The 23,685-nt window shown below is 61.2% G+C and carries 30 protein-coding genes, 1 tRNA gene and 1 pseudogene; 19 read left to right on the top strand and 13 right to left on the bottom strand.

Going from position 1 to position 23,685, the window contains the following annotated elements:
• Positions 1–18: 18 nt before the first annotated feature.
• Positions 19–711, bottom strand: coding sequence for a uracil-DNA glycosylase (gene ung, locus L858_RS0115865; RefSeq protein WP_022684133.1), 693 nt, complete (start codon positions 709–711; stop codon positions 19–21).
• A 78-nt stretch (positions 712–789) separates the two neighbouring features.
• Here ung and L858_RS0115860 point away from each other — a divergent pair, with 78 nt between their 5' ends.
• The 3 genes from L858_RS0115860 (at position 790) to L858_RS0115850 (ending at position 3,305) form a co-directional block, all read left to right on the top strand.
• Positions 790–1,761: a serine hydrolase gene (locus tag L858_RS0115860; RefSeq protein ID WP_022684132.1), complete on the top strand. Its 972-nt coding sequence runs from the start codon at positions 790–792 to the stop codon at positions 1,759–1,761.
• 64 nt (positions 1,762–1,825) lie between these two features.
• Positions 1,826–2,191, top strand: a complete 366-nt coding sequence (locus L858_RS0115855) for an Mpo1-like protein (protein ID WP_022684131.1) — start codon at positions 1,826–1,828, stop codon at positions 2,189–2,191.
• A 49-nt stretch (positions 2,192–2,240) separates the two neighbouring features.
• Complete coding sequence (locus tag L858_RS0115850; protein ID WP_022684130.1) at positions 2,241–3,305, top strand: GNAT family N-acetyltransferase; 1,065 nt, start codon at positions 2,241–2,243, stop codon at positions 3,303–3,305.
• Here L858_RS0115850 and L858_RS0115845 read toward each other — a convergent pair.
• Both L858_RS0115845 and L858_RS0115840 read right to left on the bottom strand, forming a co-directional pair.
• Entirely contained in the window at positions 3,283–4,155 is an 873-nt protein-coding gene (locus L858_RS0115845; protein WP_022684129.1) for a cupin-like domain-containing protein, read from the bottom strand. The genes L858_RS0115850 and L858_RS0115845 overlap by 23 nt on opposite strands.
• On the bottom strand, positions 4,152–5,279 hold the full coding sequence (locus tag L858_RS0115840; RefSeq protein WP_028056214.1) for a GNAT family N-acetyltransferase: 1,128 nt from the start codon (positions 5,277–5,279) through the stop codon (positions 4,152–4,154). Before L858_RS0115840 ends, L858_RS0115845 begins: the two co-directional genes overlap by 4 nt.
• Before the next feature lie 186 nt (positions 5,280–5,465).
• Between L858_RS0115840 and L858_RS0115835 the strand changes: the two genes are divergently transcribed.
• The 4 genes from L858_RS0115835 (at position 5,466) to L858_RS0115820 (ending at position 9,190) form a co-directional block, all read left to right on the top strand.
• Positions 5,466–6,461, top strand: coding sequence for an NAD-dependent epimerase/dehydratase family protein (locus L858_RS0115835; protein WP_022684127.1), 996 nt, complete (start codon positions 5,466–5,468; stop codon positions 6,459–6,461).
• Positions 6,462–6,754: 293 nt separating this feature from the next.
• Positions 6,755–7,762 carry a KpsF/GutQ family sugar-phosphate isomerase gene (locus L858_RS0115830; RefSeq protein WP_022684126.1) on the top strand — a complete coding sequence of 336 codons (1,008 nt, stop codon included), beginning with the start codon at positions 6,755–6,757 and terminating at the stop codon, positions 7,760–7,762.
• 13 nt (positions 7,763–7,775) lie between these two features.
• Positions 7,776–8,600: a 3-deoxy-manno-octulosonate cytidylyltransferase gene (locus L858_RS0115825; protein WP_152639858.1), complete on the top strand. Its 825-nt coding sequence runs from the start codon at positions 7,776–7,778 to the stop codon at positions 8,598–8,600.
• Entirely contained in the window at positions 8,600–9,190 is a 591-nt protein-coding gene (locus tag L858_RS0115820) for a histidine phosphatase family protein (protein ID WP_022684124.1), read from the top strand. The genes L858_RS0115825 and L858_RS0115820 overlap by 1 nt, the downstream gene beginning before the upstream one ends.
• Here L858_RS0115820 and L858_RS0115815 read toward each other — a convergent pair.
• The 3 genes from L858_RS0115815 to L858_RS0115805 form a co-directional block, all read right to left on the bottom strand.
• Positions 9,187–9,456 carry a 3TM-type holin gene (locus L858_RS0115815; RefSeq protein WP_022684123.1) on the bottom strand — a complete coding sequence of 90 codons (270 nt, stop codon included), beginning with the start codon at positions 9,454–9,456 and terminating at the stop codon, positions 9,187–9,189. The two genes, L858_RS0115820 and L858_RS0115815, sit on opposite strands and share 4 nt — an antisense overlap.
• 11 nt (positions 9,457–9,467) lie before the next feature.
• Positions 9,468–10,007, bottom strand: a complete 540-nt coding sequence (locus L858_RS0115810) for a glycoside hydrolase family 108 protein (RefSeq protein WP_028056212.1) — start codon at positions 10,005–10,007, stop codon at positions 9,468–9,470.
• Between the two features lie 140 nt (positions 10,008–10,147).
• Positions 10,148–10,224 (bottom strand) — tRNA-Pro (locus L858_RS0115805).
• Positions 10,225–10,414: 190 nt separating this feature from the next.
• Between L858_RS0115805 and yajC the strand changes: the two genes are divergently transcribed.
• The 9 genes and pseudogenes from yajC (at position 10,415) to L858_RS0115760 (ending at position 17,600) form a co-directional block, all read left to right on the top strand.
• Positions 10,415–10,750 carry a preprotein translocase subunit YajC gene (gene yajC, locus L858_RS0115800; protein ID WP_022684121.1) on the top strand — a complete coding sequence of 112 codons (336 nt, stop codon included), beginning with the start codon at positions 10,415–10,417 and terminating at the stop codon, positions 10,748–10,750.
• 5 nt (positions 10,751–10,755) lie between these two features.
• On the top strand, positions 10,756–12,357 hold the full coding sequence (gene secD, locus L858_RS0115795; RefSeq protein WP_022684120.1) for a protein translocase subunit SecD: 1,602 nt from the start codon (positions 10,756–10,758) through the stop codon (positions 12,355–12,357).
• Between the two features lie 16 nt (positions 12,358–12,373).
• The gene (secF, locus tag L858_RS0115790) at positions 12,374–13,360 is read left to right on the top strand and encodes a protein translocase subunit SecF (RefSeq protein WP_022684119.1); all 987 of its coding nucleotides are present in this window, start codon (positions 12,374–12,376) and stop codon (positions 13,358–13,360) included.
• Positions 13,361–13,413: 53 nt separating this feature from the next.
• Complete coding sequence (locus L858_RS0115785) at positions 13,414–13,758, top strand: MTH938/NDUFAF3 family protein (RefSeq protein ID WP_028056220.1); 345 nt, start codon at positions 13,414–13,416, stop codon at positions 13,756–13,758.
• A gap of 103 nt (positions 13,759–13,861) precedes the next feature.
• Positions 13,862–14,980, top strand: a complete 1,119-nt coding sequence (locus L858_RS0115780; protein ID WP_022684118.1) for a Ppx/GppA phosphatase family protein — start codon at positions 13,862–13,864, stop codon at positions 14,978–14,980.
• On the top strand, positions 14,977–15,651 hold the full coding sequence (locus L858_RS0115775; RefSeq protein ID WP_022684117.1) for an RlmE family RNA methyltransferase: 675 nt from the start codon (positions 14,977–14,979) through the stop codon (positions 15,649–15,651). The genes L858_RS0115780 and L858_RS0115775 overlap by 4 nt, the downstream gene beginning before the upstream one ends.
• Positions 15,652–15,783: 132 nt before the next feature.
• Positions 15,784–15,885, top strand: a pseudogene (locus L858_RS21740) (ATP-binding protein); the annotation flags it as partial.
• Between the two features lie 115 nt (positions 15,886–16,000).
• Positions 16,001–17,020: an HNH endonuclease gene (locus L858_RS0115765; protein WP_037504837.1), complete on the top strand. Its 1,020-nt coding sequence runs from the start codon at positions 16,001–16,003 to the stop codon at positions 17,018–17,020.
• Positions 17,021–17,075: 55 nt separating this feature from the next.
• Positions 17,076–17,600 carry a hypothetical protein gene (locus tag L858_RS0115760; RefSeq protein ID WP_022684114.1) on the top strand — a complete coding sequence of 175 codons (525 nt, stop codon included), beginning with the start codon at positions 17,076–17,078 and terminating at the stop codon, positions 17,598–17,600.
• Here the strand turns inward: L858_RS0115760 and L858_RS21735 are convergent.
• The 3 genes from L858_RS21735 to L858_RS0115750 all read right to left on the bottom strand — a co-directional run bounded on the left by L858_RS21735 (position 17,597) and on the right by L858_RS0115750 (position 19,249).
• Entirely contained in the window at positions 17,597–18,433 is an 837-nt protein-coding gene (locus tag L858_RS21735; RefSeq protein ID WP_152639857.1) for a thermonuclease family protein, read from the bottom strand. The two genes, L858_RS0115760 and L858_RS21735, sit on opposite strands and share 4 nt — an antisense overlap.
• A gap of 69 nt (positions 18,434–18,502) precedes the next feature.
• Complete coding sequence (locus tag L858_RS0115755; RefSeq protein ID WP_152639856.1) at positions 18,503–18,850, bottom strand: hypothetical protein; 348 nt, start codon at positions 18,848–18,850, stop codon at positions 18,503–18,505.
• Between the two features lie 60 nt (positions 18,851–18,910).
• On the bottom strand, positions 18,911–19,249 hold the full coding sequence (locus tag L858_RS0115750; RefSeq protein WP_022684112.1) for a hypothetical protein: 339 nt from the start codon (positions 19,247–19,249) through the stop codon (positions 18,911–18,913).
• Positions 19,250–19,350: 101 nt separating this feature from the next.
• Here L858_RS0115750 and L858_RS0115745 point away from each other — a divergent pair, with 101 nt between their 5' ends.
• Positions 19,351–19,938, top strand: coding sequence for an SOS response-associated peptidase family protein (locus tag L858_RS0115745; protein WP_022684111.1), 588 nt, complete (start codon positions 19,351–19,353; stop codon positions 19,936–19,938).
• Positions 19,939–20,023: 85 nt separating this feature from the next.
• Positions 20,024–20,470: a ferritin-like domain-containing protein gene (locus L858_RS0115740; protein ID WP_022684110.1), complete on the top strand. Its 447-nt coding sequence runs from the start codon at positions 20,024–20,026 to the stop codon at positions 20,468–20,470.
• A 45-nt stretch (positions 20,471–20,515) separates the two neighbouring features.
• Here the strand turns inward: L858_RS0115740 and L858_RS22045 are convergent, their stop codons facing one another.
• The 4 genes from L858_RS22045 to L858_RS0115720 all read right to left on the bottom strand — a co-directional run bounded on the left by L858_RS22045 (position 20,516) and on the right by L858_RS0115720 (position 23,127).
• A complete protein-coding gene (locus tag L858_RS22045) occupies positions 20,516–20,671 on the bottom strand; it encodes a hypothetical protein (RefSeq protein WP_022684109.1) in 156 nt (51 codons plus the stop codon).
• Positions 20,671–21,276 (bottom strand): hypothetical protein, encoded by a 606-nt coding sequence (locus L858_RS0115730; protein ID WP_022684108.1) that lies wholly within the window; start codon positions 21,274–21,276, stop codon positions 20,671–20,673. The genes L858_RS22045 and L858_RS0115730 overlap by 1 nt, the downstream gene beginning before the upstream one ends.
• Before the next feature lie 307 nt (positions 21,277–21,583).
• Entirely contained in the window at positions 21,584–22,216 is a 633-nt protein-coding gene (locus L858_RS21730; protein WP_152639855.1) for a hypothetical protein, read from the bottom strand.
• Positions 22,216–23,127, bottom strand: coding sequence for a hypothetical protein (locus tag L858_RS0115720; protein WP_022684106.1), 912 nt, complete (start codon positions 23,125–23,127; stop codon positions 22,216–22,218). Before L858_RS0115720 ends, L858_RS21730 begins: the two co-directional genes overlap by 1 nt.
• A gap of 32 nt (positions 23,128–23,159) precedes the next feature.
• Between L858_RS0115720 and L858_RS20370 the strand changes: the two genes are divergently transcribed.
• Positions 23,160–23,685 (top strand): hypothetical protein (locus L858_RS20370; RefSeq protein WP_193742878.1); only part of this gene is annotated, 526 nt, incomplete at its 3' end.

Raw genomic sequence — 23,685 nt, 5'->3', positions numbered from 1 at the left:
CCCGAAGCCGCGCTTTTTTCAGGCGACGACTTCCGGCAGCCCCCAGTCGATCGCGCCCCGGCCCTTCTCCTCCAGAAAGGCGTTGGCCTGCGAGAAGTGCCGGCAGCCCAGAAAACCGTTATGCGCCGAGAGCGGGGAAGGGTGCGCCGCCTTCAGCACCAGATGGCGCGAGGGATCGACAAACCCGCCCTTGCGCTGCGCATAGGCGCCCCACAGGAGGAACACGACAGGTTCGCTCTTCTCGTTCACCAGTCGGACGATGGCGTCGGTGAACTGCTCCCATCCGCGCTTCTGGTGCGACGCGGCCTTGCCCATCTCCACCGTCAGCACGCTGTTCAGCAGCAGCACGCCCTGTCTTGCCCAATGTTCCAGAAAGCCGTGGCGAGGCGGCGCGAGGCCAAGGTCGCTTTTCAGCTCCTTGTAGATATTGACCAGCGACGGCGGCGTGCGCACCCCCGGCTGCACGCTGAAGCAGAGGCCATGCGCCTGCCCCTCGCCATGATAGGGGTCCTGACCCAGGATCACGACTTTCACCTTGTCGAGCGGCGTCAGGTCAAGCGCGCGGAAATATTCGCTGCCCTTGGGGAAGATGCGTTTCCCGTCGGCCTTTTCATCCGCCAGAAAGCGCTTCAGCTCCTGCATATAGGGGCGCTCGAATTCGCCGAGCAGCGGCGCGCGCCAACTCTCGTCCAATTTGATGGTGTCGCTCATGTCGCGCGTGATGGACGGTCGTGCAAAGCACTGTCAACGCCCCTTGCTCTCCCGCGCCGAATCGGGAAAAGGATCGGCATGCCGCGCTTTCGAACTTCGCTGATCGCCTTTCTCGGGCTGTTCCTCGCCCCCTTGCCCACCGCCGATGCGTTCGGACCCGTCCGCAGCCCGGTGCAGCAGGATGCCGAGGCGCGGCTGATGAACGAGTTTTCGCGCTTCGCGGCGCTGACCGACGGCACGGTCGGCATCGCCGTGCGTGATCTTTCCTCCGGCGAGATGCTGAGCTTCAACGGCGACACGCTGTTTCCGATGGCGAGCACCTACAAGGTCGCGGTCGCCGGCAAGATCCTCGCGCTGCTCGATCACGGTCAGCTCGGGCTGGACGAGCAACTGCCGCGCCTCGGCCGTTCGATGCCGGTTCGCGCCCTGCTCGACATGATGCTGACGCAGAGCGACAATGAGGCGACGGACGCATTGGTCGCGCGCGCGGGCGGTCCTGCGGCGGTCGATGGCTGGGTGCGGGCGCTGGGGATCAAGGGTCTGCGGGTCGACAGCAATACCGCGCAGCTGCTCGCCCGCGCCAAGGTTCTGAGCGGCGGCTTCGGTGATGAGGCGGCGGCCGAAGCGCGGCTGTCGGAGGGTGAACGCAACGCGCGCGACATGCCCAACCTCGCCTTCGCGACGGACCCGCGCGATACCTCGACGCCGCGTGCGATGGGTGAGCTGCTCTCCGCAATCCGGCAGGGCAAGGCGCTGAAGCCCTCCAGCACGGCGCTGATGCTCTCGATCATGGATCGTTGCAAGACCGGCAAGATGCGGCTGCGCGCCATGCTGCCGCCCGGCACGCAGATCGCGCACAAGACCGGGACGCTCAACGGCCTCGGCAATGATGCTGGCATCGTTACGCTGCCGGATGGCCGGATGTTCGTCATCTCGGTCTTCGTAATGAAGGATCATCGCGGCCATGTGATCCGCGACCGGATCATGGCGGAGGCAGCGCGTGCCGCCTATGATTATTTCCTCTTCGCTCCCGAACGCCGCACGGTCTGACGCACAAACCTTAACTTCGATCATGCCGGACGATAGGCTTGGCCGATCGTTGAGGGGAGGGGACATGCACGGCAAGGCGGCGTTCCGGGACTTCTGGCCCTATTATCTGCAGGAGCATGCACGGCCCGGCACAAGGGCTTTGCATTATGCCGGCACCAGCCTGGTCGTCCTGCTGCTGGGCGCAATTCCCTTGTCGGGCCGATGGTGGATAGGGGCCGCTTTGCCGCTGGCGGGCTATGGTTTTGCCTGGATAGGGCATGGTCTGATCGAGCGGAACCGGCCGGCGACCTTCCGTCATCCGCTCTGGTCCTTGCGCGCCGACTTCCGGATGTGGTTCCGCTTCGTCACCGGCCGCATGGGTCGCGAGCTTGCGCTGGCTGGCGTGCGTCGCGACGGGTCGGTCGATCCCGCGTTGCGTCGCGCGCTTTAGAACGGACCATCCCTTGACCCGCGCGGCGGCTCTGCCACAAGGAGCCGCCATGGCCCTTCACGCCCAATTCCTTCGCCTGCCCGAACTGTCGCTGCTCGGCCCTCGCTGGCGATCGCTGGAGGCGCGGGCGGACTCTTCCTTCTTCCTGGGTTGGACATGGATCGGCGCATGGTTGGAAAGTTACGGCGCGGCCCCGGAACTGCTCGCGGTTACCGATGATGAAGGGCAGGATGTCGCGCTTGCGCTGTTCGGCCATGCGATGCAGCCGCGCCTGCTCGGCCCGGCGGCCACGCTGTCGCTCAACCAATTGGGTGACCCGGCGGCCGATCGTCCCTTCGTGGAATATAATGGCCTCCTTACCTTGGCGGGCCGGGAAGAAGAGGCGGCGCAGGCCAGCCTTGCCGCACTGGCCTCCCGAAACGACTGGCGGGTGCTGCGTCTGGGCGGGGTGGCCCCCGGTGCGCCGCTGCTTCGTTTCCCATCCCATCGGAGGACGCGGGTAGATGCCTCGCCGGTCTATCAAGTCGATCTAAGCGCCGTGCGCGCCGCCGATTATCTGTCTTTGCTAAGCGCGAACAGCCGCAGCCAGATCCGCCGCGCGGTAAAGGAGCATGGCGGGGCTTTACCCAATATCGATCGCGCGACCGCCGATGATGTCGGGCCCTGGCTGGCGGAGATGCGGCAACTGAATGCCGGTCGCCATGCAGATAATGCGTGGGAGGATGACGGCTTTCGTCGCTTTCTTGCCGCCCTTGTCTCGTCAGGGCTGGCCACAGGAGAGGTCGAGCTGCTCCGTTTCACCGATCGCGAGGGGCTGGTCGGTCTTCTCGTCAATTTCGTGCATCGGGGCAGGGCGATGAACTATCAGTCCGCTTTCGCCGCCGCGCGCTCGGGAAAGGACAAGCCCGGCCTCCTCTGCCATGCCGCGGCCGTGGATCATTATGCCGGACAAGGCCTTGCCCTTTATTCGCTGCTCGCCGGCAAGGACCGCTACAAGCAGAGCCTGGCCACCTGTCAGGAGCAACTGGAATGGTGGCAGCTTGAGCGGTTCAGCCCCCGACTGCAGGTTGAGGCGCTGCTGCGCAGGCTGCTCAGGCGCCCAGTTTCCGCATGAGGCGATAGAGCAGCCGCCTTAAGCCCTGTGCCTCGGGCTGCGCGCCAATCCGGGCGGTGGGCAGTTTCCGCCGCCGCAGCAAGGCGTTGAGGCTGTGCAGTTCCCCTTCCGCCACGCTTCGTTCAGAGCGCCAGGTGACCGACAGGCTGATCGACACGGCGGGCCCATTTTCCACGAAATGAGGTGCCTTCACCGGCACATGGACAGCGTCGCCCCGCAGCAGCTCGACGGCCTGCCCCCGATCGCGGAACCCATCCCGCCAGTCCAGGTTGCGGTGCCCGCCGGCATGGAAGGCCTCGCTCTGGGTCGGAGGCACCAGTTCGTCGTCCTTCGCCGGGAAGACGGTCATCGTCTTTTCGCCCCGGATCTGGAGCAGGATATTATGCTCCGGGTCCATATGGAACGGCGTGACGCTGCCTGGGGACGAGAGGAAGATGAAAGCCTCCCGGTTGAGCATCGGTCCGGTCTTCGCCTCGACCAAAGGGACCAGCTCGCTGAGCGTGGCATCCAGCAAGGCAGCATAGGCGGCATCGCGCTCGACATTCTTCAGCACCGCCCAGCTGCCATTCGTCTCGATCGTCCGGATCGTCTCCCCCAGCGTCAGCCCGTTTGAAGGGGTGTCCTCCGGCCGCACGCCGAGCGGCAGCTTGCCCAGATTATATTCGACCGAGGCCGCCGGCATCCGCTCGGCCAGTTCAGCCAGTGCATCGAGCGTCAGCAGATCATGATCGGCCAGTTGGTGGCTGAGCTTCACCGGCTGATCGGGGTAGGCGGCGGCGAACGCCGTTCTCGCGTCATCGGGGAAAATCGTCCTGGCGCGGGCGTCACTCACGGGAAAATGCGCGTTCATCCCTGGCCTTTCAATCTGCGCGCCAAGTGCTCGGCGCCCCGCGCGAAGGCGAAAGCCGTTGCGCGCTGCGCCCGCTGCAGGCCGCTCCCCCGCAGCGCGATGCGATATTGGGTGATGGTTCGGCGCTCCGCCCAGAGGCTGTCGATCATCGGATGGTCGGTGGCGGCGCAGCTGTCCATCCAGCTGATGGCGGGATCGCCCTGCACGGCCTGGAGGTTGGCGATTTCGATCAACACGCCCGGAGAGAAACGCCCCAAAGCCTCATCGATGGCGATCTTGAAGGAAAAGGCGCCCTCGCCGTGTCGGAAGTTGACCAGCATGGCAATCGCCTTGCCATCCAGATCGATGCGCAGGAAATGCAGCGCGGATGACTCGAACGCCGCAGCGCAGGCTGCGCGGAAGAAGGCGCTGTCCTGTGCTCGGCAGCCAAGGGCAGAGCCATTCGCCCCCTTCCAGCCGGACGCCTCGAGTTCGAGAAAGGCATCGCACCAGTCCACGAGATCGCGGGGATCAGTCAGCAGCCGTGTCTCGACCGCGCCGATTTCGGAAAGCCGCTTCTGCAACCGGCGCAGTTCCTTGCGCTTCTTCGCGCGGACATGGGTTTCCCAATAGGCGTCCGCGTCCAGCCCCGAACGCAACATAGCCCGGTCGTAGCGGTGCACCTCTTCCCGTGAGCGCCGTTGCTCGACGCACAGCGCCTCCAGCGCGGCGGCGTTGGCGCCCGCCGCGTCCAGCCCGACCAAATGGAGGAAGCCGGGCGCCCAGCTTGCCTTGTCCAGCTGGCTGATCAGATCGCGCCAGGCTGCGGCCTCGGCCCCACGCCGGATCAGCGGCGCGCCGAAGAAGCAATGATCGTGCATCCAGTTGGTGACGCAGCGCAGCGGCAGCCGGCCATGGCGTGGCGACTGCACCAGCGGGAGCAAGCCGATCAGTTCGCCGCCTTGCTGCGCCTCCAGCACATGAACCTCCTCCTGCGCGAGATGATCGAGTGCCGGGCAGAGCAGTTCGGGCATGTAGAAGGCGTTGGGCTCGGCCGATTGCGCGGCCAGTTCGGTCCAGCGGGCCCGCTGTCCCGGATCAAAAGCGCGCGCGCCTGCAAGCGCGGGATGGGAGGCCATGTCCATCTGCTGTCCCATAGGGAGGAATGATTATGGAAAGCCTAACCTTTTGAAGCAGCGGCTAATACGTAGTCGCCCGGTAAAGCCCTTTACATCGCGAGCGGGATTGTCTGTGAAGCAAGAGGGCCGTGCTGCGGCGGAAAGGACATCCATGCGCATCGATTCGACCGCGAAATTTCATGAGGTGGCGGCGTGACCATTCTCGTCACCGGAGCCGCGGGCTTCATCGGCATGACGGTGGCCGACCGGCTGTTGGCCGAAGGCCGCGCCGTCATCGGCATCGACAATATGAACGATTATTATCCGGTGTCGCTGAAGCGCGACCGGGTCGCGGCGCTGCAGCAGCGCCATGGTCGCCTCTTCACCTTTGCGGAACTGGATTTCGCGGATCTGGAGGCGCTGCAATCGACGCTGGCGGACCAGACGGTGGAGGCGATCATTCACCTCGGCGCGCAGGCGGGCGTCCGCTATTCGCTGATCAATCCGCATGCCTATGTCCGCTCCAATCTGGCGGGGCATGTCAACATGCTGGAACTGGCGCGCGAGCGGCGGGTGCGGCATCTGGTCTATGCCTCCTCTTCCTCCGTCTATGGCGGCAATGACGTGCTGCCCTTTCGCGTGGAGGACCGGGCCGACCACCCGGTGTCGCTCTATGCCGCGACCAAGCGCGCCGATGAACTGATGAGCGAAACCTACGCCCATCTGTTCCGCATACCCATGACCGGCCTGCGCTTCTTCACGGTCTACGGCCCTTGGGGGCGGCCCGACATGGCGATGTGGATCTTCACCTCGAAGATCCTCGCCGGCCAGCCGATCCCGGTGTTCAACCACGGGCGGATGCAGCGGGATTTCACCTATATCGACGACATCGTCAGGGGGGTGATCGGCTGTCTCGACAATCCCCCCGAAGATGATGGCGCGCTGAAGGCGGGCGGTAGCCGATCGCCGCACCGGCTCTATAATATCGGGAACAACCGACCGGAGGAGTTGATGCAGCTGATCGCGGTGCTGGAGGAAGCCTGCGGCCGCAAGGCGGAGATCGATTTCCAGCCCATGCAGCCAGGCGACGTGCCCTCGACCTTTGCCGACATCAGCGCCATCGCGCAGGATATCGGATTTGCGCCTGCGACCGGCATCGAGGTCGGTGTGCCGAATTTCGTGTCTTGGTATCGCGACTATCACAGCTGAATTCGGACGCCCATAACTCCGCGCCATGCAGAAGGTTCCGACGCGCGAGCGGATGATTTTTCCCCAGGCGTTTTTTGCAGGATTGTGACATTAACGGCGCGGAAATCATCATTCGCAATTGCGAAAGCGATTGCCATTCCGCACGCACCAAGCCTATTCAACGGCGGGGCCGGCTTCGCAGCTGGCCGGGTCGTGAAACGAAGTAAGGACTCTCGCCTTGGGGACAGGCGTGCGTCGCCGCCTCTGGACGCAGTGATAGGCTGCGGCAGCCGGCGGAAATAAGGGCTTACAGCGTGTCGACAGTAACCAATATCGTGCCGTTCGGCTCTGGCGGACGGATCGCCGAGACGGCGCGGCGCACTCTTTCGATCGCGGCGGACGGCGTGAAGGCGCTCGAGGCTCAGTTTTCCGATCGGGAATTTTGCGCGACCTTCCTCCGGCTCGTCGGGGTCATCATGAACGTTCGCGGTCGCGTCATAGTGACCGGCATGGGCAAGAGCGGCATCGTCGCGCGCAAGATGACGGCGACCCTCACCTCTACCGGCACCCCCGCTATCTTTCTTCATCCTGCCGATGCGGGGCATGGTGATCTCGGCATGGTGACGCCCGACGATGTCGTGCTGATGCTGTCCCATTCCGGGGAGTCGAACGAACTCGGGCCGATCATCCAATATTGCAAGCGCTTCGGCATACCGCTGCTCGGCATGACCGCGCGCGACAGCAGCACGGTTGCGACGGCATCCGACATCTGCATCCTAATGCCCGCCGTGCGGGAGGCGTGCCCCAATTCGCTCGCCCCCACGACCTCCACCACCATCCAGATGGCATTTGGAGACGCGCTTGCCACGGCTCTGATGGAGATGCGGGGCTTTTCGGCCGACGATTTCCACAAATTCCATCCCAATGGCCGCTTGGGCGCACAGCTCATCAAGGTGCGTGAACTGATGGCGTCGGGCGGCGATGTGCCGCGGGTGGAGGAGGATGCCTCCCTTCTGGACGCCACGATCGAAATGACGCGCGCGCGGCTGGGCGGCACGGCGGTCGTCAATAGCAAGGGTGCGCTGATCGGGGCCTTCACCGATGGCGACCTGCGCCGCACGGTCACCGGCACGCGCCACATGAACGAGCCCGTGGGCCGCTACATGACGGCGGAACCCCTCTCTGTGGCCCCTGACGAACTGGCGTCCGAAGCGCTTCGCCTGATGCACGATCATAATATCATGCTGCTCTTCGTGTGCGAAAAGGATAGACTGGTGGGCGCGATCCACATGCACGACCTGCTGCATGCGGGAGTCGCCTGATCCCGGTCGGCGCATGACGACGGCCGCGCGCACGCTCGTGGTGATCCCGGCACGCGCCGGCTCCTCCCGCCTGCCGCGAAAGCCGCTGGCACCAATCGCCGGGCGTACGCTGCTGCACCGCACGATCGCCATGGCTAGGGCCGCGACCGCAGGGCTGGCGGAGGCCGAACTGCTGGTCGCCACCGATGATGCCGAGATCGCCGATCACGCGCGAGCCGCCGGGTGCGAAGCAGTGATGACGGACAGTGGTATCGCCACAGGCTCCGGACGCGCCCTCGCGGCCGCACGGCAGCAGACCATACTCCCGCGCTTCGTGATCAATCTCCAGGGCGACTCTCCTTTCCAGCCCGAAGAGGCGTTGCGCGCGGTGATCGGCGCGCTGGAGGCAGGCGCTGAGGTCGCAACCCCCGTCATCCGGCTCGACTGGGCAGCTCTGGACGCGCTGCGGGAGCATAAGAGCCGATCGCCCTTCAGCGGAACCACCTGCGCCCGGACCCCGCAGGGACTTGCGCTCTGGTTCTCCAAGACCATCATTCCTGCCATTCGTAACGAGCAGATATTGCGAGCGAGCCAGCCGCTCTCGCCCGTGTGGCGGCATGTCGGACTTTATGGCTACACATTGAAGGCCCTGACCCGGTTCGAGGCGACTGCACCAACGGAGCTTGAAACCCTCGAAGGGTTGGAGCAGCTGCGTCTGCTGGAGCTCGGCATTCCGATCACCACCGTGCCGGTCGATCCGCCCCGCTTCGACAGCTCGGGCATCGACACCCAGGCCGACATCGCCCGCGTCGAGGCGCTGATCGCCGCCCACGGCGATCCCACGCCCTTGCTCTCCTGATGCGCCGTATTTTCATCATTCGTCACGGCAACACGTTCGAGAGCAGCGCGCAGGCCCGGCGCATCGGCGCGGGTACCGACCTCCAGCTGGTCGAAAGCGGGCGCGTGCAGGCCGACCGGCTCGGCGCCCATTTCGCGTCATTGGGCCTCACGATCCGCCGCTTGCACAGCAGCCCGCTGAGCCGCGCACGGGAGACTGCCGAGCGCATCGCCGCCGCCACAGATCATCAAAGCGACGGGCCGCTCCCTTGGCTTAATGAGATCGACCATGGCCCTGACGAGGGACGCCCCGAGGCGGATGTCCTCGCCCGCCTGGGTGCGAAGGCGCTCGCAAACTGGGATGAACGAGGCATTCCCCCGCCGGGCTGGCATGTCGATGCCGAAAATCGCATCGCGGCCTGGAAGCAGTGGTTCGCGCAGGAGGGGGACGGCGCCGATCTGCTGGTGACCAGCAATGGCGCCGCCCGTTTCGCCCTGATCGCCGCCTCGCGGCCGGCTGCCTCGCTCAAGCTACGCACCGGCGCTTTTGGCGAGCTTGTGATCGGCCCCAGCGGCGCCCCCGAACTCATCCGCTGGGACGAACGGCCCTAGCGGTCGACGCCCTTCGCCTTCCCCCATGCGCGCGCGGCGGTGTAGCCGAGATAGCCGGTGCCGAAGAGCGCATAGAGCGGTTCGGGCAAGGCAAGGAAATAGGCGCGCATCGCCTGCGTGATTGCCGCTGCGACATCAGGCCGCACCCCGCCGATCAGGCCCAGCGGCACCGACCAGAGCAGCAGGCCGTATATGACATAGAGGAAGGCGGGGCGAGCGCGCAGCGTCCACCGGTCCACTCCGCCCTGCTTCAAACGTTCCGTCATGGGCGTCCTCCCTAGCCGAGCCGGTTGGCAAGCCAGCCGTAGAGGAAGGCCTCATTGGCGGGCCGGTGTTCGGCAAGGGCCATGTAGCGTTCCCCCTGAAGCGCTTCGATCGCCTTCAGCAGGACCTTCTCGCCCGCATTGCCCCGCAACCGCAGAAAGGCGCCGAGCGCGCGCAGAGTCTTGGCCCCTATGGCTTGGTCGACCGCCAGGTCCGGATAGTCGCGCCCATTGCGGTTGAGCGCGTTGAGCGCCCGCTGCAGGAAGCCGCTGGCCGTGTCTGGCCCCATGTTTACGCCCGTGTCGAACAGTTCCTCTGCCAGAGCAGGCGCCAGTTCCGCGACGAAAGCGAAGCCCGGCTTTTCCCAATAGGATTTGCGATAAATCGCTTCCGCCACGGCGCGCGGCAGGCTGCGCATGTCACCCATATAGCCGTTGGCGCGAGCCACGCTTTGCGTGATGCCGAAAATCGTCGGCCCGCCGCGGTCCGCCGGATGGTTGCTATAGCCGCCTTCGCGAGCGATGACTTCGTCGATCAGCTTCGAAATGTCCATGATACTGCCTTCCCATTGATGAAGGCGGGTCATTTATCCCATTTGGTTCGCTGTAGGACAGCAGAAAAAAACGGCGCCAAAGCCGAAGTTCACACCGTTGCAGACAAATGTGGGGGACTGCCGCAGGGGCTCAGGAATTTTGGTCGGGACGAGAGGATTCGAACCTCCGACCCCCACACCCCCAGTGTGATGCGCTACCAGGCTGCGCTACGTCCCGACCGGAGCGGCGGCAATTAGAAGCAGTTTGCGCATTATGCAAGGGATTCGATGCGCGCCTTCGCCCTTTCTTCAGGGGGGCCTAATCATATTGCCTCGGCCCGCTCATCTGTGTTAGCCGCCCGCCCTTGATCTACAGGCGCTTGGCGGCGCCCTGTGGCGGACAAGACAACAAGGCGAAAGTCCCAAGCATGTTCATATCTCCAGCCTTTGCCCAGACTGCGGGCGGGGAATCGTCCGGTGCCTCCATGCTGGTGCAGATGGCTCCGCTGGTCCTCATCTTCGTGGTCTTCTATTTTCTGCTGATCCGTCCGCAGCAGAAGAAAATGAAGGAGCACAGGACCAAGATCGACGCCGTCAAAAAGGGTGACCAGGTGGTGACCGGCGGGGGCCTTGTGGGCAAGGTCGCGCGCGTCGATGAATTTTACGTCGATGTGGAACTGGCGCCGGGCATGAAGGTGAAGGCGGTGAAGTCCACGCTGACCGACGTGATCGATCCCGCCACCGCCAAGCCTGCGAACGACTGACCCCTATGCTGAACTTTTCGCGCTGGACGGTCGCCGCGATCCTGCTGCCGCTGCTGATCGGCATCCTCTGTTCCGTGCCGAGCTTCCTGCCGGATTCGACGGTGGAGCGTCTGCCGGCCTTCATGCGGACGCGGGTGAATCTGGGCCTCGACCTGTCGGGCGGCAGCCATCTGCTGCTCGAAGCCTCCACGCAGGACGTCGCGAAACAGCGCCTCGCCAATATGGAGGAGCAGGTTCGCACCGAACTGCGCCGCGGCGATCCGCGCATCGCGATCGGTGACATTTCCAGCCGAGACGGCCGCCTGAGCTTCATGGTGCGCGACCCTTCGCAGGTCGATGCCGCTGTCGAGCGCATCCGCCCGCTGACGCAGGGCGCGGGCCTCACCGGCCAACGCGACTTCAATGTCGAGGTGGTGAACAGCACCACCATCACCATTACGCCGACGCAGGCGGGGATCGACAATGCGGTCAAGAGTGCGATGGAAGTCGCGACCGAAGTCATCCGCAAGCGCATCGACGAAATGGGCACGCGCGAACCGACCATTCAGCAGCAGGGTGGCAACCGCATCGTCGTGCAGGTGCCGGGTCTTCAGGACCCCCGCGCGCTGAAGGCTTTGCTGGGTCAGACCGCCAAGCTGGAATTCAAGCTGGTGGACACGACCGCCAACCCGGCTGAAGTGGCGCAGGGCCGCGCGCCGGTCGGCAGCGAAGTCCTGCCCTATCCGGCCAATCCGTCGGGCTCGCCAGTGATCGCCGTCCAGCGGCAGGTCATGGTGTCGGGCGAGGATCTGACCGATGCGCAGCAGGGCTTCAGCGAGCAGGGCAACGAGCCGATCGTCAATATCCGCTTCAACGGCGCGGGCGGCCGCAAGTTCGGCCAGGTGACGTCGCAGAATGTCAACAAGCCCTTCGCCATCATCCTGGACGGCAAGGTGCTCTCCGCGCCGAACATCAACGAGCCGATCCTGGGCGGTTCCGCGCAGATCAGCGGCAGCTTCACGGTGGAGAGCGCCAACCAGCTCGCCATCGCGCTACGCTCGGGCAAGCTGCCTGTCGCGCTCACCGTGGTGGAGGAGCGTACAGTAGGCCCCCAGCTTGGCGCGGACTCGATCAAAGCAGGCTTGCTCGCGTCGATCATCGCGGTCGCGGCGGTCGCGGCCTTCATGTTCGTGAGCTATGGCCGCTTCGGCATTTACGCCAACCTCGCGGTCGCCATCAACGTGCTGGTGATCCTGGGCGTGATGGGCATGCTGAACGCCACGCTGACGCTGCCCGGCATCGCCGGCTTCGTGCTGACGATCGGCACGGCGGTCGACGCGAACGTGCTGATCTACGAGCGCATCCGCGAAGAGCGGCGGCGCGGGCGCAACGTCGTCCAGTCGATCGAACATGGCTATAAGGAAGCCAGCCGCACCATCTTCGAAGCGAACGTGACCCACGCCATCGCCGGCGGCATCATGCTCGCGCTCGGCTCCGGCCCGGTCAAGGGCTTCGCGATCGTGCTGCTGATCGGCATCGCCACCAGCGTGTTCACCGCCGTCACCTTCACGCGCCTGCTCGTGTCCCGCTGGGTCCGCACCCATCGCCCGACCGAAATTCATATTTGACGGGCGGAGAGAGACTATGAAACTGCTTAAGCTCGTCCCTGACAACACCAATATCGGCTTCGTCAAGCTGCGTCACTGGGCCTTTGCGCTGACGGCGTTGCTGACGGTGCTGGCGGTGGGTGCGACCCTGTACAAGGGGCTGAACCTCGGCGTCGATTTCGTCGGTGGGCTGATGATCGAGGCGAAGTTTCAGGAACCGGTGCAGACCGACAAGGTGCGCACCGTGATCGACCGGCTGGGCGTGGGCGACGGCTCGCTCCAGCAGTTCGGCGATCCCAAGACGGTGCAGATCCGCCTGCCGCTACCTGAACAGGGCGGTGCTGGCGCGTCGAACGCCGTCGTTGAAAAAGCGCGCAAGGCGCTGGCGGCGGAATTTCCCGGCGTGACCTTCTCCCGCTACGACACGGTGTCGGGCAAGGTGTCGGGTGAGTTGATCCAGAACGGCGTGCTGGCGGTGATGCTGGCGGTGATCGGCATCGCGATCTTTTCCTGGTTCCGCTACGAATGGCAGTTCGGCATATCGACTTTCGTCGCGATCATGCACGACGTGCTGATGACGCTCGGCTTCTTCGCGATCACGCAGTTGGAATTCGACCTCAACATCGTCGCGGCCGTGCTGACAATCGTAGGGTACTCGATCAACGACAAGATGGTGATCGACGACCGCATTCGGGAGAATATGCGGAAATATCGCAAGATGGACATGAAGGCGCTGATCGACCTGTCCGTCAACGAGACGCTGCCGCGCACGGTCATGACGTCGGTCACGGTGCTACTGGCCCTGGGTGCGCTGCTGCTGCTGGGCGGCCATGTGCTGCGCGGCTTCACCGCCGCCATGATGCTGGGCATCATCGTCGGCACTTATTCCTCGGTCTATGTCTCCTCCTCGCTGCTGATCACGCTCGGCCTGTCGCCCGCAGCGGCCGAGAAGAAGGCGAGCAAGGTCAATATCGCGGCGCAGGCGGAGCGGATGGGTCCGCGCGACGACGGAGCGCGGCCCTGAACGAAAAGCGCACCGGGATCGAGCTGCGCCGCGACGAGACGGGGCAGGGACCAATCGTCACCGGCTTTTCCGGCCGGGGCTTTCGGGTAAAGGATGATGTCTTTCCCGGCGGCCTTCTTCTCTCCCCTGTCCGGGCGCTGGCATGGCAGGCAGCTCCGGCCGTTGCCGCCTTGTCGGTGGCGGACCTTGGCGACCTGCTCGATCTCGACCCGCTTCCCGAATTCCTCCTGCTCGGAACAGGAGCGGGATTGCGCCAGCCCGCGCGGGCCTTTGTCCGGGAGCTGGAGGCACGGGGCATCGGCGTCGAGGTGATGGACAGCCGCGCCGCCGCACGGGCCTGGGGCGTGCTGCGCGCCGAGGAACGCTGGATCGTCGCCGCGCTTCTGCCGCTTCTGTAAGAGCTTTCCTGCGCGCGCCTTGCGCTTTGGTCATCCTTTGCCTACTCTTGACGCCAAGTTCCGGCGCTTGTCCGCGCTGGCGAAGAAGAAAAGAGATACGGCCATGGTGCAGCACAGCCGCCCATCGCCGCAGAGTTCCGGCCCAGCCGGCGGAGTTTCGGGCAAAGGGGTCCGTTCCGGTGAGGGCATTGGGAGCAAGGCTGCGGCCCTCACTCCCCCGTCGAAACCGCGGGGCCTGTTGCCTCATCCGCCGCGCGGACGCCGTTCCTATGCGGCCATCGATCTTGGCACCAATAATTGCCGCCTGTTGATCGCGAAACCCTCTGCGGACGGATTCATCGTGGTCGATGCCTTTTCTCGGATCGTCCGGTTGGGCGAGGGGCTGGCGGCATCGGGCCGCCTGAGCGATGAGGCGATCGAACGTGCCATATCCGCCCTGTCGGTTTGCGCCGACAAGCTGCGGCGGCGCCATGTCACGCTGGCGCGGTCGGTCGCGACGGAGGCGTGCCGCCGGGCATCGAACGGGTCCGATTTCATCCAGCGTGTCTATCGGGAAACCGGCATTGCGCTCGACATCATCAGCGCGCAGGAGGAAGCGCGACTGGCAGTGATGGGCTGCCATGCGCTGCTGGAGCCGGGTGACGGCCCCGCGCTGATCTTCGACATTGGCGGGGGATCGACCGAACTGGTGCTGGTCGATTCCCGCCGGGAGGGGGCGCCCCGGATCGTGGATTGGCTGAGCGCGCCCTGGGGCGTGGTGTCGCTGACCGAAAGCGAGCCGTTCGATCATGCGGATGGATCGACACGGCTGGAAGCCTATGGCCGGATGCGCGCGCGCGTGGCGGATGCCTTCGCCCCGCTGGCACGGCGGCTCCCGCGCCCGGAATGCGACATAAGATTGCTGGGCACATCGGGCACGGTGACGACGCTTGCCAGCCTGCACCTGGACCTGCCGCGCTACGACCGGCAGGCGATCGACGGGCTGATCGTGCCGTCCGCGTCGATGCGATCGATCTCGGGCCGGCTCTCCTCCATGCCGCTGAGCGAGCGGCAGAAGCTGCCCTGCATCGGCACGGAACGGGCGGACCTGGTCGTGGCGGGCTGCGCGATTTTGGAATCGATCCTCGACATATGGCCGGCGCGGCGGCTGGGGGTCGCCGATCGAGGGATCCGCGAAGGCATATTGCGCGGCCTGATGGACCGCGATGGAGTGAAGATGTGAGAGGCACGGGCGCCGGCAAGGTGCGGGTCAAGACGGCGAAGGGGCGGACGGCGCAGTCCACCCGCTGGCTCGAACGGCAGTTGAACGATCCCTATGTCCGGCGAGCCAAGGCGGAGGGGTGGCGCAGCCGCGCCGCCTTCAAGCTGATCGAGTTGGACGAGAAGTTCCACTTCGTGAAGGGATCGCGCGCGGTCGTCGACCTGGGCGTGGCGCCAGGCGGCTGGGCGCAGGTGGTGCGGAAACTCTGTCCCAAGGCGAAGGTCGTCGGCATCGACCTGCTGCCGACCGATCCGATTCCCGGCGTGACGCTGTTCCAGATGGACTTCATGGACGACAAGGCGCCAGCGCTGCTGGCCGAAGCCTTGGGCGATGCGCCGGATCTGGTGATATCCGACATGGCGGCGAACACGGTCGGGCATGCGGCGACGGACCATCTGCGCACCATGGGGCTGGTCGAGGCGGCCGCGATGTTCGCGGTGGAGAATCTGCGCAAGGGCGGCACCTTCGTGGCGAAGGTGTTCGCGGGTGGCACCGACGCTGACCTGCTCGCGATCCTGAAAAGGCATTTCACGACGATTAAACATGCCAAGCCACCCGCCAGCCGGAAGGGCAGCGTCGAATGGTATGTCGTCGCGCAGGGGTTCAAGGGGCGTCCTGAAGCAGAGGGCTGATCGCTGCTAAGAGATTGAAACGTCCTCCTGTTCCTGCGAAGGCTGGGACCCGGTCCGACCTTTGGAACCAGGCTCCCGCCATCGCAGGAGCACAGAGAGGTTCGGGCGGGGTAGTCGCCAGGGGGATGTTCATTGGTTTCGACGGTATCGACGGTCGCCTATCTGGGGCTGGAGGCGCGCGGGGTGGAGGTGCAGTGCCAGCTGGTGCCGGGCCTTCCCAACTTCATACTTGTGTTGACGCAAACATAAATCAAAACCGTGTAAACTACGGTATTCCTTGCGTGAACTTCTGTTTCTGCGCTCTCTAGCTTAGAGGTTAGAACGATTCGACCGAGGCGGGGGCTTGGCGGTGGTAGAGAGAACGACTTTCAACGTCACGAGAGCGGCTGTGCTGGCGGCCATTGCGGAATACGACGCGCTTGGTCAGCAGAAATTCCTGACCAAATATGGGTACAAGCCTGCTCGGACATATCGGCTGTGGCACAACGGTAATCCATACGACAGCAAAGCGATCATCGGCGCAGCCTTTGGTTATCTGCCCGGCAAACCGGCGCCACTGCGCTTTGATGAGTTTAGCGGCGGCCAGGTTTATGTTGTGCCGGTGCTGGAGAAGCTGGGGTTCAGTTTCGATGCGCCAGAAGGGAGTGAGATCAAAACAAAGAACCCGCTCTGGACGCGCGAACAGGTGATTCTCGCATTAGATCTTTATGTGAAGCACAAGGGCCGCGATCCGGGCATAAATCATCCAGACGTTATCGAAATGTCGGCGCTGCTAAGGCAGATGGCGACCGAGGCAGGTCTAACCACTTATCGAAATCCGAGCGGGGTCATCATGAAGATGATGAACTTCCGTAGCTTAGACCCGGCATTCACCAGCAAGGGTGGGAAGGGTCTCGACGGTGCGAGTAAACTGGATGAAGCGATATGGGCTGAATTTTATGGACGGCCGCAAGAGCTTGCTGTCGCTGCCGAAGCCATCCGTGAGGGCACTTTTGCCAATATGGATGACGACACGCTTGATGAGGTCCAGAGCTATAAGGCCAAGGAAGGCAAGGTTAGCTACCGCTATCACCGCACTCTTGAGCGAGACAGAAAGGTCGTAGCAATCCGCAAGTCGGCGGCACTCAAGGCACACGGAAAATTGGAGTGCGAGGCTTGCGGTTTTGACTTCGTGGCAAGCTATGGTGCGCGAGGGTACGGGTTTATCGAAGCGCATCACACAAATCCGGTTCACGCGATGGTCGAAGGCGACGAAACGTTGCCTGAGGATTTGGCGCTGATTTGCTCCAACTGCCACCGAATGGTTCATAAGGCGAAGCCTTGGCTATCAGTTTCGGAACTCAAGGCGCTGATCAAGGGGCCGGGTTAACGCATCATTTTGCTTTTTACCCTAGCCGCGCGGTAGAAAGAATATCGGATAGAGTATGCCACGGCAAATTCACGAACTGACGAACGACGAACTCACGAGGATGATCGGCAACTACGATGCTCGCGGCCTTACGGTTGGCGGCAAGTGGCCTCGATCCGATCTAGCTATCGAATTGGATCGGCGTAAGACGTCGATCTACGAACCAGTTCGCTTGGCTCGGCTGATCCTGGCTGAGTGCCATAAGGCCGCTGACAAGCGCGTCTCTTACAAGGATCTCTACCAAGCATGGCACGGTGAGCGACATCCTCTAGGCCAGTATTGGGTCAATCAACTGACGGACGGGTTAGGTGTGCTCGGGGCGTGGTGCTGGGATCACGGCCTGCCGATTATTTCAGTGCTGGTCGTGAATGACGGGACGCGTGAACTGAGCCCGAAAGCCGCTATCAACATTTGGACAGCGCTCAGGGACCGCTTCTCCGAAACCCCGGATAGCGTAGATGAGTTCGCCAGGCAGCAGGGTGAGGCAGCGCTTGCGATGCCGCCCTCCAATATTGATGTTGTCGCGAAAGATACTGTTTAACTACATATAGACCGCCGTGCATTGAACTTCGGCCAGACGAGTGTCGTGCCGCTGTTCACCATCGCACAGTTGATTTCCGTGTTTTGCTCGTTCCAGCAAACAGCCGTTACGCGGTTATAGCTGGTTCCGGTCTGCTCGCATTGGAGCGTCTGACCCGATGCCAGTTGGGACAACATTGCGGTTGCTGATGCGGCAGAAGCAGACGGGCAGGGATGGCCCGGACGACAGGTTTCGTCACTTTCACGGGCAGCTACAGCATGGAGCCTGACCCTCGTTCCATCTGAGCAGCGCAGCGTGTCGCCGTCTGTGATGCTGCTCACATTGCATAGAAAGCGATCAGACGGAACTTCACTGACCCTTGGATGAGCTTCCGACGGCTCAACAGGTGCGCCCGACCTTTCCGGCACATTGGCGAATGTCTGTTTGCTCGGCGGGTAGGGTGATAGGGCATTAAGCGGAGCGGGAACCGGTGAGGGCGACGCTTCAACCAAAGCCGCTTCGCTCGGCTCGCTGTTGGGCCAGAAGAAGACAGCGCAGAACGTGCCGACCATCAGGACCGCAGCAGCGGCATAAACCGCCCATGCGGGGAATTGCCGTTCCTTGGGCTGCTGCCACCCATTCGACCGCCACCGCCTATCATATGGTTGCCGCTGCTGGCCGACTATGCGGGGACGCCATTTTCTGCGACGGACCCAAGGCCGCATGTAATTCCAGAAGAACAGCGGCACCAAGATAGCCAGCGCAGGTCCTATGACGAACGAGCCGGAAACAACGGTATTTTTTTCAGCCCATACACCAGCTCCCAACGCGCCGATAATGGCCAGTTCGATCAAAAATCCCTGTTGTGATCTTCGCCCCATAACCGTGGTTCTATAACGCTTCCGTAGCAATATGTAAGGGAATCACTCGCCCCTTCCCTTCTGCTCTAAATATTTTCGCTGCCGAAGGTGGTAGAACTGAAAGTCCGTACTGCGCTCGAACCCAACTGCGCGATAGATCGCATTCAGGCAGGCAGTCGAATGTTGGGCAGCGCAGATGTCATCCATGTGCTGCCCACGCCGATGCGGGGTGCCATGGCCTTTCCAGAGGTCATCGAAGAACGTCCTGTCCTTGGTTTTGCTTACAGCATAGAGGTAGGCCAGGACAAAGCGCAGCGTCATGGTGCGTGTAAAGCGCCCATGCGAGACGCCGCAAATTTCTTCTAACGCGAGCAGCGCCTTTCGCGTCAGAGCTTGGGGAGGAATTGACATTATCGTCCGAGAAACAAAGCGCCGGGGTCAAGGCCCGGCGCTCATGGGATTGGAAAAGGTTTAAGCCGCTTTTCGTATTGGCTCATTGTCCACGAGTTCGCCGTCACTGAAATGCCAAACCTTCGCATGGCTGGCAGGGCCACGACCTGACAGTTCCAGCCAGTAGTTTTCCTCTATCGGCTGGCCTTCAGGCGCGGGCACCAGCAGATAGATTAGGGTCAGCTTCGCGCCGGTTTGGTTGAGACGGTAGGCAAAGTGAATGTCGTCGGCATCCGACATATCCACCTTGTTCATGCCCAAATCGGCCGCGATCTCCTCGATGCCATTGTAAGGGCCTTTCTTGCCATGAATGTCGATATGCGCGGCCAGCGCAGCGTATGCTTCCTCAAGCCTGTCCATCGTTCCTGTTCCTTCGAGTCGAGTGCTGCCCATATGAGAACAAAATGAGAACGATTCGGCAAGGGGGTTGCGATGACCTGCTGGTTAGATAGGCTGCGGGTATGTGTAATCACTACCGCAACAATCCTGATCAGATACCTCTTTGGCGTGAATATGCGGGCTTCGATGTGCGCCAGCCGAACGAGGAGTTCGCGACCGACGTTTATCCAAAACGTATGGGGATGGTCGTCCGTAAGGACGATGGGATAGTTCGATCTGATGTGATGGCGTGGGGAGTTCCCTGCGATGTTCGGGGTGCCAGCGGCAAAATGCTGGAGAAGCGCGTCACGAACGTCAGAAAGCTATCAAGCAACTTTTGGAAGTCGATGCTCGCCAATCCGGCTCAGCGATGCCTGGTGCCGTTCTCAACGTTCGCTGAGCCGAAGATCGGGCACGGCCGTGAAGAGTGGTGGTTCAATGTCCTGGATCAGCCTATGGCGGCGTTCGCCGGCATCTGGCGGCAGTGTAAGTATGGACCCGCATTCGCGTTCCTGACATGCGAACCCAATGAACTGCTTGAGCCGCTTCACCCCAAGGCCATGCCGGTGATTCTTGATCCAAACCAGTACGAGGAATGGCTGTCCACGGATTTCGTAGGAGCCTGTGCGATGTCCAAGCCGTTTCCTTCGATCAGGATGACCGTCCAATAATCTAAGTAGGTTGCGATTGTTGTGGGCGACGGACCCTTCTTTCTCGCTGCCCGTTTGCATGTCACCATCTGATAGGAGAATGGCGATGAGCGCAGACAGCACCATTTCGACCCTGAACAGCCTGATCAAAACTACGCTGGACAGTATGAAGGGCTTCAAAGATGCCGCAGAGGATGCGGAGAGCACGCAGTTCGCAACACTCTTTGCTGATTTTGCTCGTGAGCGCAGCCAAGTCGCAACTTCTCTCCAGACCGAGGTTACAAGACTGGGTGGCAACCCGGAGGACGACAGCAGCTTCCTAGCCGCCGCGCATCGGACGTTTATGGATTTGAAGCAGGCGTTCACCGGAAAGGATGACAAAGCGATCATTCAGGAGGTTGAACGCGGCGAAGATTACATCAAAGGAAAGTTCGAGGCCGCTCTCAATGATGCCGATCTCGATCCGTCTTCTCGGTCAGTAGTGGAGCAGGCATTTCAGTCCGTGAAAGCCGGTCATGATCGTGCCAGCGCCCTGAAGCATAGTCTATCGTAAACAGCCGACGACTGCCCCGCTGCCAACACGACAGCGGGGTCGGTCTTAGTCCGAAGGTCGAAGTGCCTTCATCGCTTCTTCTATCTTTGCGATCGCCGCGTCGATTGCAGTAGCGAGAGCCTCGTTGTCCACGTGCTTGTCGGCATTCAGGATTTCCAGCTCTTCGTCGGTCAGCATGAGGGTCGGCTGTAGTTCGATCATCACAGCACCTCCCTCTTCCAAGTGCGAACAGTCGTGCGGATCAAAGCAGCTTCTTCCATGAACTCGCGAGAGAGCAGCTTGCCAGCGTTATGTTCGATCTGGCCGGCGCGTAAACGAAGCAGATAGGTTGGCATGTAGGAGCCGTCAGTCAGTCCGCCACATTCGATGGCTTCGATGATGAGGCTCGCCATTCGGATCGTGTCGCTCTCATTGAGCGGTTCATCAAGACCGATCGCGAAGCCCCAACAATCTATGCGCTTCTTGCGGCCTTCCTTATTCCGATCTGTCGCAAATGTTGGGATGGCATAATAGTCCAAGCCCATCTCAGCGAGACGATCTTGAACAGCCTCTTTGCGGCTTGCTTCATATTCCACGTAGAGCAGCGTGGTTCGAACATGGTCAGCAGAAGAGTGGCCATCATCCCAATCCGAGAAACTGAAATAGTCTGAGCGGCTCTTCGCTAGTTGGTTCTCTTGAACCGCATCAAGAACATCGAACATCGTGTAGGGGATTGCATCATGTGCAGCGCGTGGCGCGATGATTGCGTTCTCAGGCTTGGCAGTCGAGGTGGCCTTGAGAAATTGGGTAAGAGTAAGGTCGATCATATTGTAACTCCGGTAATTTGCTTTCCAGAGTTATTTACCTGATCGGCGTCAGAAATCTTGTTTAAGAATAATGACGCGAGGGCAACAAGCCTGTATCGTTAAATACAAGACAAGCAAGTGCTTTCCAATGTTTGCTTGGAACTTAGACAGGTGCCCGATTGCCGTAACTCCGCAATCGGGCATCTGCCATCAGCGGCTAAATATGTGCATCTTGTGGTTTAGACAACAGGATGCTCAACAGGGCTACTCAAAATTTATGTTGAACGAGAAAAGTCCGTAGCCAGAATGAACCGGCTACAGGGCTTTGTTATTGCTCTTTGTATCGCCAAGGAAAGCGCAGTTTGAACTTACCTCCATCATTCTCATCGTCGAAATCAAAGCCGACGAGGAAAACTCGCTCAGTTTCAAGCCATCCAAAAAACTCTCGAATTCTATTCCTAAAGCGACGGTTTTCATCACAATCATCATTAGGGCGATAGGTCCATTTCTTGTGACTTTGCCGACTCTTCATTACACCCTTTTCCTCCCAAGAATAGTAGATGTGGATCGACTGCACTGCGTTCTGCTTGATCCACTCAGCTACCTCATTCGGATCAGGAATGACCATGTTGTTTGTAAAGTACCAAAGACCAGTTCTATTATCCCGCTTTGTTGGAGGTATCCACCATCTATTGTTGGGCGGTAAAGGTCCGATAAAGGTCGGATCATACAGCGCCCTAGGAGGCCAATGCCCGTTCGGAAGCGGGAATTTCCCACCATCGAGAAAGGCATAGTAGGTTGTCCAAATCACATTGCGATCAGGACCATAAGGCGTCAGTTCGAGCGGTGGCAGCTTGGGTTTGCGAGCTTGCTCAGTTTCCTCCATCTTCCGCCAGTGGGCTTCAAGATCGAAGGGACTAGCCCAGTGCTCACGAGGAGCACTGGGATCGGTTTTCACCATTACGCTTCTGCCGTCTTATTGCCCTTTGCCTGCTCCTTCCAAAGCTGCGCGGCATTGTCATTGGCATATTTGCGGAGATAGGCTTTGATAGCATCTTGGCTCGTTGGCATTAATCCTCGGATCAAAACTTCATCACCCTCAACTTCAGCCCACAGACACACAAGCTCGCGCTTTTTGTCTTCAGGACCAAAACCACATTCCGAGGTATCCAACTTAGAATGCGGCTCTCTTGCCATCACGAGATCGACAAGTTCCTGCGTCTCAATCTCTTTCGCGTCAGTACCCCTCGTCGCGGCAGTGTCAGCCTTCACCACACCGTCCATCTTGCCCTTAAAGTCTGCGATGTTTTGCGCGACATATTGCGGCTCCCATCCCTGCGACTTGGCGTAGCGAGCGACCTTCGCATATTTTTCCGCAGAGCGATTGGGGACAAAGAACCACTTTTCTCCATTGACAGTCCGCGTTGCAGTAGTACCCGGAGGTGCCTTGCGCGTCTTTGCCTTCACCTTCTGCAACTCTGACGATGGCAGTGCTGCCGACTTCGTTTCTTCATAGTTGATGATTTCTCGAACCCACTCACCAAACAACATATCCGAGAGAGGACGGAAGGGGTTCACGCCAGCAGGCGCAGGCTGCAATCCATAATCACCAAGAACGACACTCAGGAAGTTCGCATTCATCGGATCAAGGAACTTGAACGACAATTCGCAGAACGTGCCGAGAAGAACGTAGAGGTTGTTTTGTGAAGAAACCCGCAAGTTCGCCTTTGCAGCGTTATCGGCGTTGATCTGTGCAGTACAGATATTGCGTATGCTGTCCGCCTGATTACGAGCGTCCTGTTCAGACGTGAAGCTCAGGTTGATAATCGAACCCTGCGAAGCGGTGACGGGGGAGTTAGTCGAGTTGTGCATTTTGGACTTCCTTCTTTCAAACTGCCAGCGTCTTGCTGACAATTGAAAGCTCTCATGGTTTTTTGAGGGGGCTGATTTTAACCATATTTTCATGGCTTCGTGCTTCTGAGTTAACCATCGAAACCACAGGAAAACCGCCAAAAATGAGCAGCAAAAAAAGTTCAGCATCCACCCCTTTGCTGCGATCTTCGGAAGCATTTGAATGGAATGTTGCCGTGCCTTTCGACCCCACTTGTTACGGGGCTAAAGCGATCCAGAGCATGGTGAAGCTGGCAAACCGTCGCGGGGAAATTCGTTGGTTTGAGGTTGATAAGGACGGCTTCGAAACGAGATGGCGGCTACATGCTGAGCCGATCAAAGGCGTGGATTTTCTAGAGGACTTCCTGAGCGACCTGCTTGAGGACAAGCCCCATGACGAGCGCGACTACTTTGGCAGTCTCGTCGTGTCGTTTAGCGAGCAAAGCGAAGCTAGGGCGTTTAGCCGCGATCTTGAGTTGCTGCTGGCACTGACCAAAACCACAAAAGGCAAAAGGTATAGCGCGACGATCTGGGTGAGAG

The sequence above is a fragment of the Sphingobium bisphenolivorans genome, from assembly GCF_000412635.1.
GTDB lineage: Bacteria > Pseudomonadota > Alphaproteobacteria > Sphingomonadales > Sphingomonadaceae > Sphingobium > Sphingobium bisphenolivorans.
This window is presented reverse-complemented; position numbering and strand designations above follow the sequence as displayed.